Source organism: Burkholderia sp. Bp9090 (assembly GCF_003857985.1).
Lineage (GTDB): Bacteria > Pseudomonadota > Gammaproteobacteria > Burkholderiales > Burkholderiaceae > Burkholderia.
This window is the reverse complement of the sequence record NZ_QTPV01000006.1, coordinates 154,473-167,771: the sequence shown is the minus strand read 5'-3', so window position 1 is coordinate 167,771 and position 13,299 is coordinate 154,473. Positions and strand designations below refer to the sequence as shown.

The following is a 13,299-nucleotide window of genomic DNA, read 5'->3' as shown; positions in this document are numbered from 1 at the left end:
CCGATTCCGGTGGTCGTCGGGAAGATGCCTCGATGCGCTGAACGGCGACCGGCCGCCCGCGCTGCCCGACGTCGAATGCATCGCGCGCGCCGCGAAGCGGCTCAGCCAGCCGGCCGGCACGCTGCTCGAGCTACCGGAAACCAGCGACCTGCGCGCGCCCGGCGCGGTCGATCAAAGCGGGTAGCGCAGGTCGTTACCGGACGGCGACGCGTCGCGCGGCATCCGGCCGGGTCCCCGCCGGCCGGTCCGCGCGCCACGCACCACGCACCACGCACCGCGCACCGCGCACCGCGCACCACGCGCCACGCACCGCGCACCACGCACCACGCACCGCCGTGTCATGCCGCGCGTTTCTGCGAAAGCACCAGCAGCGCGCCGTTCCTGTCCTCCAGCACCGCACGGTATTCGTGCGGGCCGGCCTGCACCGGCACGCGCACCGACGCACCGGCTTTCACGACCCGCGCCATCGCCGCGTAAAGGTCGTCATCCTCATCGACCCGCAGCGTGAGCGCCGCGCGCTCGACGATCTGCTCGTCGCCGGCGACCAGCGCGATCGTCAGCGGGCCGCCGTCGAGCGCGCAATAGCGGTCGCCGTCGCGGAACTTCACGTTCAGGCCCAGTCCGTCGACGAACAGCGGCAGCGCCGTGTCGATGTCGTCGACCGGGTACAGCAGCATCGATACCTTCATTCCCTCTCTCCCTTGTCGTGATGTGCCCGGCGCGCACCGCACCGTCGTTCGATGCTAGCGCGCGGTGCCGGCCGCGACGCAGTCCGATCGGACGACGGTGAAACCCCTCTGTCCCCGCATGCGTGCCGTTACTCCAAACAGACGATGCCCGGGCGGGCCCGCGCGCCGACACTCCCATCCGTGGACCGTCGCTATTCGTCCGTATCGTGCGGGCGGCCTGCGCGACCCCGACTCGTCCAACATACATGGAGACGCACGCAATGAAGTTTTCCCTCATCTACGAAGCCCAGACCACCGACGCATCGCGCGAGGGCGACCACCGGGTGTTCAAGGAGACGGTCGAACAGGCGCTGCTGGCCGAGCAGGTCGGTTTCGACACGATCTGGTGCGTGGAGCACACGTCGCTGACCAACTATGCGCACATGAGCGCGCCGGAAACCTTCCTTGCGTACCTGGCCGGCCGCACGACGCGCATCGGCCTCGGTCACGGCGTCGTGTGCCTGCCGCCGGCGATGAACCATCCGATCAAGGTCGCCGAGCGCGTCGCGCTGCTCGACATCCTGTCGGGCGGCCGCGTGCATTTCGGCGTCGGCAAGGGCGGCAGCCAGCAGGAAGCGGGCGCGTTCGGCTACGACCTCAACGAACTGCAGCCGATGATCGACGAGTCGATGTATCTCGTGCCGAAGATGTTCGTGCAGGACGAGATCGAGCACGACGGCAAGTACATCAAGATTCCGAAGCGTCCGATCCATCCGAAGCCGTTCCAGGATCCGCATCCGCCGATGTACCTCGCCTGCACGAACACCGACGCGCTGCTGCGCGCCGGCCAGCGCGGTATGGGCGCGCTGGTGCTCGGCTTCGGCGGGCCCGATGAGGTCGCGAAGAAGAACGCGATCTATCGCGAAGCGTGGGCGAACCGCAAGCCGGAAGACCAGGTCGGCTTCCGCCCGACCCAGCACCTCGCGGCGCTGTGCCCGACGGTCGTGATGGCCGACGGCCAGAAGGCCCGCAAGATCGGCATCCGTGGCCAGCGCTACTTCATGGAATCGCTCGCGTACTGGTACACGGGCGGCGAGCGTCCGGACCCGGCGAAGTGGGGCGACGACCTCGTGCAGGCCGATACCGGCGAGATGGTGATCCGCTCGCGCTTCGCGTCGGAGGAAGTCGTCGTGAACTTCGCCGATCCGGCGCTCGCGATGATGAACCCGAACCATGCGTACGGCACGGTGGACGACTGCATCGGCTACGTGGGCCGCCTGCAGGAAGCGGGCGTCGACGAAGTGCTGTTCCTGTGCCAGATGGGCACGGTGCCGCACGACGCGCAGATGGAGACGATCCGCAACATCGGCGAGCACGTGATCCCGTTCTTCAACAAGGAACAGGAGCGCGCCTGCGCATAAGGCGAGGCGTGTCGCGCCACGCCGCGCCCGTCGTCCCTTCGGACGATGCGGCGCGGCCGCGCGAAGCCGACCATCGTCGGCAGGGACCCTCGCTCGCGGCGCCGCCCGCGACGAATCACTTAAAGAGAGACCGGGGTGGGCGCCGCCGCGCGCGCTCCGTATCACAGGAGACATTCGTGCATCGCGACAACGATTCGAACGCATTGGCCGCCACGCTGATCGCCCGGGCCGAGGCGCTCGCGCCGACGCTGGCCGGCCGCGCCGCGCAGGCGGAAGCGCAGGGCCGCATCCCGGCCGAGACGATCGCCGACATGCAGGCCGCCGGCTTCTTCAAGGTGCTGCAACCGAAACGCTACGGCGGCTACGAGCTCGATCCGCAAACCTTCTTCGACATCCAGATGGCGCTCGCGCGCGGCTGCATGTCGACGGCATGGGTGTACGGCGTCGTCGGCGTGCACAACTGGCAGCTCGCGCTGTTCGACGAGCGCGCGCAGCAGGACGTGTGGGGCAAGGATTCCGCGACGCTGATCGCGTCGACCTACATGCCGGTCGGCCGCGTGACGCCGGTCGAAGGCGGCTTCCGGCTGTCCGGCCACTGGAAGTTCTCGAGCGGCAGCGAGCTGTGCGAATGGGTGTTCCTCGGCGCGCTGGTGCCGCCGGCCGAGGCCGGCCAGCCGCCGGAATACCGCACCTTCCTGCTGCCGAAATCCGACTACCGGATCCAGCAGGACTGGGACGTGCTCGGCCTGCGCGCGACCGGCAGCCACGACATCGTCGTCGACGACGTGTTCGTGCCCGCGTACCGCACGCACAAGGCGATCGACGGGATGATGGGCACGAGCCCGGGCCTGGCCGTCAACGACGCGCCGCTGTTCAGGCTGCCGTTCGCGCAGATCTTCGTGCGCGCGGTGTGCACCTCGTGCATCGGCGCGCTGCAGGGCGCGCTCGACGATTTCACCGGCTATGCGGCCACGCGCGTGTCGGCCAACAGCGGCACGAAGACGACCGACGATCCGGGCGCGCAGAACGCGTGCGCGAACGCGGCCGTCGCGATCGACGAGATGAAGGTGCTGCTCAAGCGCAATTTCGCGGAACTGATGGCGTCGGTGACGGGCGGCCCGGCCGTGTCGATCGAGCGACGCGTGCATTTCCGCTACCAGTCCGCGCAGGTCGCCGAGCGTTGCGCGCAGGCCGCGAACGCGCTGCTGCGCTATGCGGGCGGCAACGGCATCTATCACCGCAATCCGCTGGTGCGCCGCTTCCTCGACCTGCACGCGGCCCGCGCGCACTACGCGAACAACGTGGACCGCTTCGGCCAGAACCTCGGCGCCGTGATGCTCGGCCGCGAGAACACGGACTACTTCATCTGACGAGGCGGCGATGAACGACACGCAAGCGCAGCAATACGTGTTCGACGTCGTGGTCGTCGGCTCGGGCGCGGGCGCGCTGCTCGCGGCCTGCCGCGCGGCCGACCGCGGGCTGTCCGTCGTCGTGATCGAGAAGACGGCGCTGTACGGCGGCACGTCGGCGGTCTCGGGCGGCGGCATCTGGGTGCCGTGCAATCACCATATCGCCGAGCTCGGCGCGACCGACACGCGCGAGGCTGCGAGCCGCTATCTCGACGCGTGCACGGCCGGCGCATCGTCGCGCGAGCGGCTCGACGCGTATCTCGACCAGGCGCCCGAGATGCTGCGCTACCTTGAAACGAAGACGCCGGTGCGCTACCAGGCGCTGCCGAAGTACGCGGACTATTTCCAGAAGCTGCCGGGCGCGATGCCGGGCTATCGCGCGCTCGATCCGCTGCCGTTCGACGGCGGGCTGCTCGGCGACGAACTCGACCGGCTGCGTCCGCCGTCGCCCGGCACGCTGATCGGCGGCCGCGTCGCCGTGACGTCGAAGGAGGCGCACACGCTGTTCTCGCGCGGGCCGGGCTTCATGAGGCTCGCGATCGCGCAGTTCGGCCGCTACTGGCTCGATTTCGGCGTGCGCCGCCGCACGCGGCGCGACCGGCGCCTGACGCTCGGCAACGCGTTGATAGGCGGGCTGCGCCGCGCGCTGCTCGAGCGCAACGTGCCCGTGTGGCTCGACACGCCGATGCGCGACCTGCTCGACGTCGACGGCCGCGTGACGGGCGTGCGCGCGCAGCGCTTCGGGCAGCCGGTGACGATCGCCGCGCGGCGCGGCGTGATCCTCGGCGCGGGCGGCTTCGAGCGCAACCAGCCGATGCGCGAGCGCTACCTGCCGCAACCGACGCAGATGCAATGGAGCGCGACGCCGCCGGCCAACACCGGCGACGCGATCGCCGAAGGCCACCGGCTCGGCGGCGCGCTCGCGCTGATGGAACACGTATGGGGCGCGCCTACGGTCGGCGTCGCGGGCGAGGAGAAGCAACGCGCGCTGTTCGTCGAGCGCAACCTGCCCGGCTGCGTGATCGTCAACGGTCTCGGCAAGCGCTTCGTCAACGAAGCCGCGCCGTATTCGGAATTCGTGCCGGCGATGTATCGCGACCATGCGCGCACCGGCGCGTGCGTGCCGGCGTGGATGGTGTTCGACGCGCGCTTTCGCCGCAAGTATCCGTGCGGGCCGATCATGCCGGCGTCGATGATGCCCGATTCCCGCATTCCGGACGCGTTTCGCGGCGTGCTCGTGAAAGCCGACACGATCGATGCGCTCGCCGTGCGGATCGGCGTCGATGCGGCCGGGCTGCACGACACGCTGCGCGACATGGCGCGTTACGCGGCAACCGGTATCGACGAAGCGTTCGGCAAGGGCGACAACCTGTTCGACACGTACTACGGCGATCCGAAGAACCGGCCGAATCCGTGCCTCGGGCCGGTCGACGAGGCGCCGTTCTACGCGGTGCGGATCGACGCAGGCGACATCGGCACGAAGGGCGGGCTCGTCACCGACGCGCAGGCGCGCGTGCTGCGCGCCGACGGCGCGCCGATCGACGGCCTCTATGCAATCGGCAACACCAGTGCATCGGTGATGGGCGCGAGCTACCCCGGCGCGGGCTCGACGCTTGGTCCGGCGATGACCTTCGGGTTCATCGCCGCCGACCACCTGGCCGCGCAAGCGGCCGACGCCGGCGGCCGGTCAGCCCGGCCGTCCACGACAGAACTTGACGGAGTCCAACCATGAGCGATCTCACCACCCATCCGCTGCGCACCGACATGCTGCTCGCGATGCGCCGCCTCGCGCGCTCCGTCACGGTCATCAGCAGCGCGCACGACGGCCGGCGCTACTCGATGTCCGCGACGGCGGTCGATTCGCTGTCGACCGATCCGCCGTCGCTGCTGATCTGCATCAACCGCAATGCGTCGCTGTATCCGCCGCTCGATGCGGGGGCACCGTTCTGCGTGAACGTGCTGTCGGCACGGCATGAAGGCATCGCGATCGATTGCAGCGGCCGTCTGAAGGGCGAGGCGCGCTTCACGACCGGCGAGTGGCACACGTCGCCGCTGGGTGTGCCGTATCTGCACGATTCGCAGGCGAGCCTCGTGTGCGAGCAGGACGGCCGCTTCGAATACGGCACGCATACGGTGTTCATCGGGCGCATTCGCGAGGTGCTGATGAGCGGTGACGTCGATCCGCTCGTCTATCTCGACGGTGCGTACACGACGCCCGGCGCGCCCGCGGCCCGCGCGGCCGCGTGACGGCGGTGCGCGTTTTTCCGCATCGGAACGAGACGATCCATGACACGCAGATTGAACCGCAATATCGAGAATGGTGCGGACACAACGATCGTGCACGAGTTCGTGCAGTTGATCGGCGCGGCGGAAACGCAGGTGCTGAACGCGTTCGCCGGTGTTGCGCCAGCGCCAGCGCTGGCGCTGGCGTCGAACGACGCGCGGTGCCGTGCGGGAGAAGCCGGCTGGCATACGGCTTCGGCGGGTGCGGCCGGCGCGGCTCGCACTGCATGAGGAGCCGGCGATGAGCGATCCCCGTTTTCACCGGCTGACCGTGGCCGACGTCATCGCCGAAAGCGACGACGCGTGCTCGTTCGTGTTCGACGTGCCCGCCGCGTTGCGCGATGCGTTCGCGTATCGGCCCGGCCAGTTCCTGACGCTGAACGTGCCATGCACGGACTCGACCGTCGCGCGCTGCTACTCGCTGTCGAGCGCGCCGGGCATCGACGCGGCGCCGAAGATCACCGTCAAGCGCGTGCGCGACGGCCGTGCGTCGAACTGGCTGTGCGACCGCATTCGCGCGGGCGATGCGCTCGACGTGCTGCCGCCGGCCGGCGTCTTCACGCCGCGCACGCTCGACGGCGACCTGCTGCTGTTCGCGGGCGGCAGCGGCATCACGCCGGTGCTGTCGATCCTGAAATCGGCGCTGGTGCACGGCCGCGGGATGCTGACGCTGATCTATGCGAACCGCGACGAGCGCGCGGTGATTTTCCGCGACGAACTGCGGCAGCTCGCGCACCGCCACCCGGGCCGCCTGCGCGTGATCCACTGGCTCGACAGCGTGCAGGGCGTGCCGCTGCAGCGGCATTTCGAGGAACTCGCGCGGCCGTTCAGCCAGCAGGAGACGTTCATCTGCGGGCCGGCGCTGTTCATGGAGAACGCGCTCGCCGCGATGCTCGGCCTCGGGCTGCCGCGTGCGCGCGTGCATGTCGAGCGCTTCGCGTCGCTGCCCGATGCGCCGGCGCAGGCCGATCCGGCGGCATCGACCGCAACGGCGGCGGCGTCCGGCGATGACGATCGCGACGGCGACGGTGAAGGCGCGGCGATCGAGACGGTGCTCGACGGCGAGGCGTTCGCGTTCGACAGCGCGCCCGGCGAAACGCTGCTCGACGCGATGCTGCGCGCCGGCCTGCCTGCGCCGAATTCCTGCCGGATGGGGCAGTGCGGCGCGTGCATGTGCCGCGTCGAACGCGGCGCGGTGACGCTCGACAGCAACCACGTGCTCGACGACGACGAGATCGCGGCGGGCTGGACGCTCGCCTGCTGCGCGCGGCCCGCGAGCGACGCGCTGCGCGTGGTGTTCCCCGATTGAGCCGCGACGTGTCGATGGCACCGACGGCAACCCTGTTTCGATGCATATGACGATGGACAACGAAATCCTCACCACGCCCGCGCTGATCGCGCGGGCTGCCGCGCGCCACGGCGCGCATCCGGCGATCGAGTCGGAGCACGGCCGGCTGACCTACGCCGAACTCGACGCGGCGCGTCTCGAAGCGGCGCGCGCGCTGCTCGCGAGCGGCATCGACGCCGGCGACCGGGTCGCCGTATGGGCGCCGAACCTGCCGCAATGGATCGTCGCGGCGCTGGCGATCCACACCGTCGGCGCGATCCTCGTGCCGGTCAACACGCGGATGAAGGGCATGGAGGTGGGCGGCATCCTGCACGACGGCGGTGCGCGGCTGCTGTTCTGCTGCGGCACCTTCCTCGGCGAATCCTATCCGGCGCTGCTCGCGCCGCACCGGCCCGCGACGCTCGAACGCGTCGTCGTGTTCGACGGCGAGCCGCCGTCCGGCGCGCACGATGAAAGCTGGAATGCATTCCTCGCGCGCGGCGCGGCGGTGCCGCTCGCCGCCGTGCGCGAGCGGGAGGCGCAGGTGACGCCGGATACCGTGATGGACCTGATGTTCACGTCCGGCACGACGGGCCGCCCGAAGGGCGTGATGACCGCGCACGGACAGAACCTGCGCGCCGCGCAGGCGTGGGCGACGATCGCCGGCGTGCGCCGGGACGACCGCTACCTGATCGTCAATCCGTTCTTCCATACGTTCGGCTACAAGGCCGGCTGGCTCGCCGCGCTGTCGAGCGGCGCGACCGTGCTGCCGCATCTCGTGTTCCAGCCGGCCGACGTCTTGCGCCGCATCGCCGACGAACGCGTGTCGGTGCTGCCCGGCCCGCCGACGCTGTACTACGCGCTGCTCGATGCGCCCGATCGCGCGACGCGCGACCTGTCGTCGCTGCGGATCGCGGTGACGGGCGCGGCCGCGATCGCGCCGAGCCTGATCGAGCGGATGCGCGCGGAGCTCGGCTTCGAGACCGTGCTGACCGGCTACGGACTGACCGAATCGTGCGGGTTCGCGACGCTGTGCCGCCACGGCGACGACGCGGAGACGGTCGCCTGTACGTCGGGCCGCCCGATGCCGGGTGTCGAGCTGCGCATCGCGGGGCCGGACGGCGCGGCGCTCGGGCCGGACGAGACCGGCGAGATCTGGGTGCGCGGCTACAACGTGATGCGCGGCTACTTCAACCAGCCGGATGCGACGCGCGAAGCCGTCGACGCCGACGGCTGGCTGCATACCGGCGACCTCGGCTGTGTCGACGCGAACGGCAACCTGAAGATCACCGACCGGATCAAGGACATGTTCATCGTCGGCGGCTTCAACTGCTATCCGGCCGAGATCGAGCGGCTGCTGGCCGCGCATCCGGCGATCGCGCAGGTCGCGCTGGTCGGCGTGCCCGATACGCGGCTCGGCGAGGTCGGACATGCGTATGTCGTGTTGCGTCCCGGCGCGCACATCGATGCCGACGCACTGAACGACTGGGCGCGCAGCAACATGGCGAACTACAAGGTGCCGCGGCATTTCACGTTCGTCGAGCAACTGCCGACGAGCGCGGCCGGCAAGGTGCTGAAGTACCGGCTGCGCGCGGGCACCGAAGCGGCGGCATGAACGCCGGCGCACGGCACGAAATCAACGGGACGAACGCATGAACGACAACGGATTTCCGCAGGGCGCGGTACTCGTGTTCGGTGGCAGCGGCGGAATCGGGCAGGGCGTCGCGCTCGAATTCGCGCGCGCCGGCGTGCCGGTCGCGCTCGGTTACCGCAGCAAGGCCGAGGTGGCCGAGCGCGTCGCGCGCGAGGTGCGCGCCGCAGGCGTCGCGGCCACCACGCATTGCGCGGACGTGACCGCTCCCGCGCAGATCGATGCCGGGCTCGCGGCCGCGATCGGCGCGCACGGCCGCGTGCACACGATCGTGTGGGCGGCCGGCCCGTTCGTGAACCAGCGTCGCATCGGCGACATGATGCACGACGACTGGCGCCGTGCGATCGAGGTCGAGACGATCGGCTTCTTCAATGCGGCGAAGGCCGCGTTGCCGCATTTCCGTGCGTCGGGCGGCGGGTCGTTCGTCACGCTCGGCTCGGCCGGGCATCTGCGCTGGCCGGATCGCGACGGCTTGTCGGTCGCGCCGAAGGCGGCGAACGAGGCGCTGGTGAAGGGGCTCGCGCGTGAGGAAGGCCGTCACGAGATTCGCGCCAACTCGATCCTGGTCGGCGTGATCGAGGCCGGGATGTTTCCGGTGCTGCTCGAACAGGGGCAGTTCGACCAGGCGTGGATCGACGACACGCAGAAGATGCTCGCGCTCAAGCGCTGGGGGAAGGCGCACGATATCGGGCGTGCGGCGGTGTTCCTCGCGTCGGATCGCGCGAACTACATCACGGGGCAGCAGTTGAACGTCTCGGGCGGATACGGGTTGTAGCGGATGCGCGGAGCCCGCTCGGGAGAGCGGGCCCGGCAGACGAACGTTCGGTTGCTTTCGGCGCCGAATCCGCCGTATCGATCCCGGATCTTCGCGCCGCAGGCGCCCGGGAGCGACTGCCTGCCTGCATGCGTCGAAGCGCATGAACGGCCGTCTCGGCGGCAACTGGTTGCGCGCGCACCGTCCTCGGTATTCACCCTGATCCGCGCTGCGCGCTTCTCGCATCCTGACCACGCGCGACTCGCGCGAGGTCACGTCGATGAAACATTTCCTGCCATGCGTGACGTCACACGTGCTTGCACGCCGTTGCGATGTCGCGCGTGTCGACAGCCGCGCGTGCTTGCCCGGCGCGCGTCGCGGCACCCGATGCATCGCTCCGCTGCATCGGGCACGGTGCTGACGTGCCGAAAACAGATGCGTTCCTGAAACATTTCCGTCGATTCTCCCCCGCATCACCGCGGACGTTTGGCCGCGACGCTTGTCCCGTGCCGGTTCGCGCCGCATGGCACATGCCTTGCGGTTAGGTCGGGGCCGCTCGACACAATCGCGACTGATGGCAACGACAAATCGCGGGAGCGGCACGTAACGACATCGAAATATCGGGGATCGGATCGAGCCGCGGGATAGCGGCCCGTCGTGCCGGACACGCTGCGTCGTATCGGCGGCACGCACGGGCATCGTACGCTCGATCCGTCAAACAGCAAGCTTGCTTGCAAGATGTCGTGCCGGGGGACCCGCCGCGCGTGGCGACGTGCGCTGCACGTGGCGGGTCGGCGCGCCCGGCACATGTCGGGGGGACGCCCGTGAAAATGACAGTGAACCAATGGGCAGCGCTGGCGATGGTAGTCACGGCCGGCGCGCACGCACAGGAAATCTACCTGCAGGGCGGCACGCAGGGCGTCGGCATCGGCGCGGCCGTCAGCTTCAATTCGGTGCTGGGCGCGCACGCGGATTTCAACGCGATCAATCTGACGCATGACTTCACGGTGGCCGGCAACCGCTACCAGGACGACATCAAGTTGCGGCAAGGCGGCCTGTATGCGGACATCTTTCCGTGGCGCGGCAGCGGCTTTCGCGCGACGATCGGATTGCGCTTCAACGACGACGATATCCGCGGCGTGTCGGTGCCCACCGACGGGACCTACGTGTTCGCCGGCAAGCGTTATCCGGCGCTCCCCGGGATGTACGCGGTCGCGGAGGCACGCTATCCGACCGTGATGCCGTATGTCGGGATCGGCTACGGGCACCGGCCGGCGTCGAAGGGGCTCGGTTTCGTCGCCGACCTGGGCGTCGCGTACGGCATCCCGCGCTGCTCGTACACGCTGTCGCCGCAACTCGCCGCCGCGGCCGGACCGCAGAAGAGCCAGATTCTGACCGCCAGCGGCCTCGACGAACTGAACCGCGTGATGTCGCGGTATCGGTGGTACCCGGTGCTGCAGATCGGCATCTCGTACCGGTTCTGAGCGGGACGCGCGTTATGGCACGGCCGCGCTCCGGCCGTTCGACGCTTTCGTGCCGTGGCCGCATCCGCAGACCTTCCCGTTGCCTGTTGCTCGACTGCCGGAACGTCCGGCCGAACCGGCTCGAATCTATCGTCCTGGCACTCACCTGGACCGTGCCGGCCCAGGCGTTCGTCGCAGTCGTTACCGGCACGATGTCGCCGATCGCGACCGTGATTCTGGTCGCGGTGCTGGTGATGGTCGTGCGGCGCGCGTCGGACATCCCCCACCGGCGCAGACCACCCGTCGGTGAATGGCCATTCGGCCGTCTTTTTTCGTCGCCGCGGCTGGATTACCTTGGATGACAGCAGTTCGACGCGTCGGGCCGACGGCGGAACGTGGGTGGCTTCATCCCGTCCGCTGCCGCCGGCCAACGCCGACACCCGGCTTCCGTCCGATCACGACGATGATAGCAATGCTTGCAATTCACCGCGTTGGCGCTATCATTGATAGCAATCTGGATGGAGGGACTCATGGCAAATCTTCTGGTGCGTAACGTGGATGACAGTATCGTTCAGAGCCTTCGAGAGCAGGCTGCGGCGAACGGCAGGAGTGCCGAGGCCGAACATCGGGCCATTCTGGCCGATGCGCTCGGCCGGCCGAAGCGAAGGACATTCGCGCAAGTGCTGATGAGCATGCCGGACGTCGGCGAAGACGCGGATTTCCAACGTGTTCAGGATTCCGGCGAGGTCAGGCGTGTTTTTGATTGATACGAACGTCATCAGCGAGATCAGGAAGGGCAAGCGAACCAACCGCGGCGTGCGCGGGTTCTTCAGGCAGGCCGAGGCCGACGCGAGCCCGCTTTACCTGTCGATCGTCACGGTGGCCGAACTTCGGCGCGGCGTCGATCTGATCCGCCATCGCGGCGATCATCCGCAGGCGTCGGCGCTCGAGGCATGGATGGCGACGATTCTGTCCGGCTATGCGTCGAATATCCTGCCGGTCGATCTCGAGACCAGCCAGATGTGGGGCCATTTGCGCGTACCCGATCCGGCCCACGCACTCGACAAGCTGATCGCGGCCACCGCGCTGATCAACGATCTCACGGTCGTCACGCGCAATGTCGACGATTTCGCCCGCACCGGCGTCCGGCTGCTGAACCCGTTCGAGTGAGCCGGGTTGCCGCGTCGCGGCAATCCGCCGTCGCTTCCCGCCTTCTTCCCTTGCGCGTTCTCCGTCGCGCATCGCCCGCTTGCAACCCGTATCGCCGGGCTTTAGCGCGCGTCCGATTCCCGTTCCTCTCCCGGCCGGCGTCGTCCTGAAAGACCCGCCCGCTCTCGTCCCAACAGACGATGTGACGCCATCCCCGACCGGCCAGAATCCTTTCACGAACAACGGATTCTGAACCTGGAGGAGGCCGACATGATCGATGTCCGTGCGCTCGGCTACGTCGTCGTCGAGGCGACCCGCGTCGATGCGTGGCGCCGCTACGCGGAAGACGTGCTGGGCATGCAGGTGCTCGACGCGCCCGACGGCGCGCTGTACCTGAAGATGGACGAGCGCGATTTCCGCTACGTGATCGTCCCCGGCGCGACCGACCGCTATTTCGCGTCGGGCTGGGAATTGCCCGACGGCGCCGCATTCGACGCCGCGCTGACGGCACTGCGGCAGGCGGGTGTCGAGGCCGTGCGCGCCACGCGCGACGAAGCCGCGCTGCGCCGCGTGCAGACGATGGCGTGGTGCACCGACCCGTCCGGCAACCGCCACGAGTTGTACTGGGGCGCGCGCTGCGACTTCCGCCGTTTCGTGTCGCCGCTGGGCGTCGCGCGCTTCGTCACCGGCGACATGGGGCTCGGCCACGCGGTGCTGCCCGCGCCGCAGTTCGACGCGACCGACGCGTTCGTGCGCGGCGTGCTCGGCTTCGAGCTGTCCGACATCTACCGCGTGAAGTTCACGCCGGACCCCGCCGAACCCGAGAAGCGCATTCACTTCATGCACTGCCGCAACGCGCGCCATCACAGCCTCGCGCTGTTCGAGATGGCGGTGCCGTCGGGCTGTGTGCACGTGATGGCCGAAGTCGACTCGATGGACGAAGTCGGCCGCGCGCTCGATCGGGTCGCCGCGCACGACGTGAAGATGTCGGCGACGCTCGGCCGCCACTGCAACGACCAGATGATCTCGTTCTACATGAAGACCCCCGGCGGCTTCGATCTCGAATACGGCTTCGGCGGCCTCACGGTCGACTGGTCGAAGCATGCGGTGTTCGAGGCCACGAAGGTGAGCCAGTGGGGCCACGATTTCAGCATCGGATACCGGTAAGCCAGCA

14 protein-coding genes and 1 pseudogene are annotated in these 13,299 nt (G+C 69.0%); 14 read left to right on the top strand and 1 reads right to left on the bottom strand.

Annotation, left to right across the window (positions count from 1 at the left end; translation table 11 throughout):
• Nucleotides 1-37: 37 nt before the first annotated feature.
• Nucleotides 38-184, top strand: a pseudogene (locus DIE16_RS08570) (LysR family transcriptional regulator); the annotation flags it as partial.
• Between the two features lie 154 nt (nt 185-338).
• On the opposite strand, the gene DIE16_RS08565 reads toward DIE16_RS08570, so the two are convergent.
• The gene (locus DIE16_RS08565) at nt 339-689 is read right to left on the bottom strand and encodes a VOC family protein (RefSeq protein WP_124484670.1); all 351 of its coding nucleotides are present in this window, start codon (nt 687-689) and stop codon (nt 339-341) included.
• Between the two features lie 260 nt (nt 690-949).
• On the opposite strand from DIE16_RS08565, the gene DIE16_RS08560 reads away from it, so the two are divergent.
• From DIE16_RS08560 to DIE16_RS08495, 13 genes are all read left to right on the top strand, one after another.
• Entirely contained in the window at nt 950-2,089 is a 1,140-nt protein-coding gene (locus tag DIE16_RS08560) for an LLM class flavin-dependent oxidoreductase (RefSeq protein WP_044845714.1), read from the top strand.
• 176 nt (nt 2,090-2,265) lie between these two features.
• Nucleotides 2,266-3,459 (top strand): acyl-CoA dehydrogenase family protein, encoded by a 1,194-nt coding sequence (locus tag DIE16_RS08550; protein ID WP_124522000.1) that lies wholly within the window; start codon nt 2,266-2,268, stop codon nt 3,457-3,459.
• A gap of 10 nt (nt 3,460-3,469) precedes the next feature.
• Complete coding sequence (locus DIE16_RS08545; RefSeq protein WP_124521998.1) at nt 3,470-5,230, top strand: FAD-dependent oxidoreductase; 1,761 nt, start codon at nt 3,470-3,472, stop codon at nt 5,228-5,230.
• Complete coding sequence (locus tag DIE16_RS08540) at nt 5,227-5,745, top strand: flavin reductase family protein (protein WP_044845681.1); 519 nt, start codon at nt 5,227-5,229, stop codon at nt 5,743-5,745. Before DIE16_RS08545 ends, DIE16_RS08540 begins: the two co-directional genes overlap by 4 nt.
• Nucleotides 5,746-5,784: 39 nt before the next feature.
• On the top strand, nt 5,785-6,012 hold the full coding sequence (locus DIE16_RS08535; RefSeq protein WP_124484673.1) for a hypothetical protein: 228 nt from the start codon (nt 5,785-5,787) through the stop codon (nt 6,010-6,012).
• Between the two features lie 10 nt (nt 6,013-6,022).
• The gene (locus tag DIE16_RS08530; protein WP_124484674.1) at nt 6,023-7,090 is read left to right on the top strand and encodes a ferredoxin--NADP reductase; all 1,068 of its coding nucleotides are present in this window, start codon (nt 6,023-6,025) and stop codon (nt 7,088-7,090) included.
• A gap of 46 nt (nt 7,091-7,136) precedes the next feature.
• Nucleotides 7,137-8,723, top strand: coding sequence for a FadD3 family acyl-CoA ligase (locus DIE16_RS08525; protein WP_124892098.1), 1,587 nt, complete (start codon nt 7,137-7,139; stop codon nt 8,721-8,723).
• Nucleotides 8,724-8,760: 37 nt separating this feature from the next.
• Entirely contained in the window at nt 8,761-9,534 is a 774-nt protein-coding gene (locus DIE16_RS08520; RefSeq protein WP_124892097.1) for an SDR family NAD(P)-dependent oxidoreductase, read from the top strand.
• Nucleotides 9,535-10,343: 809 nt separating this feature from the next.
• Nucleotides 10,344-10,997: a hypothetical protein gene (locus DIE16_RS08515; RefSeq protein WP_124521992.1), complete on the top strand. Its 654-nt coding sequence runs from the start codon at nt 10,344-10,346 to the stop codon at nt 10,995-10,997.
• Nucleotides 10,998-11,011: 14 nt separating this feature from the next.
• Nucleotides 11,012-11,338, top strand: coding sequence for a hypothetical protein (locus DIE16_RS37050; RefSeq protein ID WP_260434365.1), 327 nt, complete (start codon nt 11,012-11,014; stop codon nt 11,336-11,338).
• Between the two features lie 168 nt (nt 11,339-11,506).
• Nucleotides 11,507-11,743: a FitA-like ribbon-helix-helix domain-containing protein gene (locus tag DIE16_RS08505; RefSeq protein WP_014899176.1), complete on the top strand. Its 237-nt coding sequence runs from the start codon at nt 11,507-11,509 to the stop codon at nt 11,741-11,743.
• Complete coding sequence (locus DIE16_RS08500; RefSeq protein ID WP_185500362.1) at nt 11,730-12,146, top strand: type II toxin-antitoxin system VapC family toxin; 417 nt, start codon at nt 11,730-11,732, stop codon at nt 12,144-12,146. Before DIE16_RS08505 ends, DIE16_RS08500 begins: the two co-directional genes overlap by 14 nt.
• Nucleotides 12,147-12,395: 249 nt before the next feature.
• Entirely contained in the window at nt 12,396-13,292 is an 897-nt protein-coding gene (locus DIE16_RS08495; RefSeq protein WP_124521990.1) for a VOC family protein, read from the top strand.
• Nucleotides 13,293-13,299: the final 7 nt, after the last annotated feature.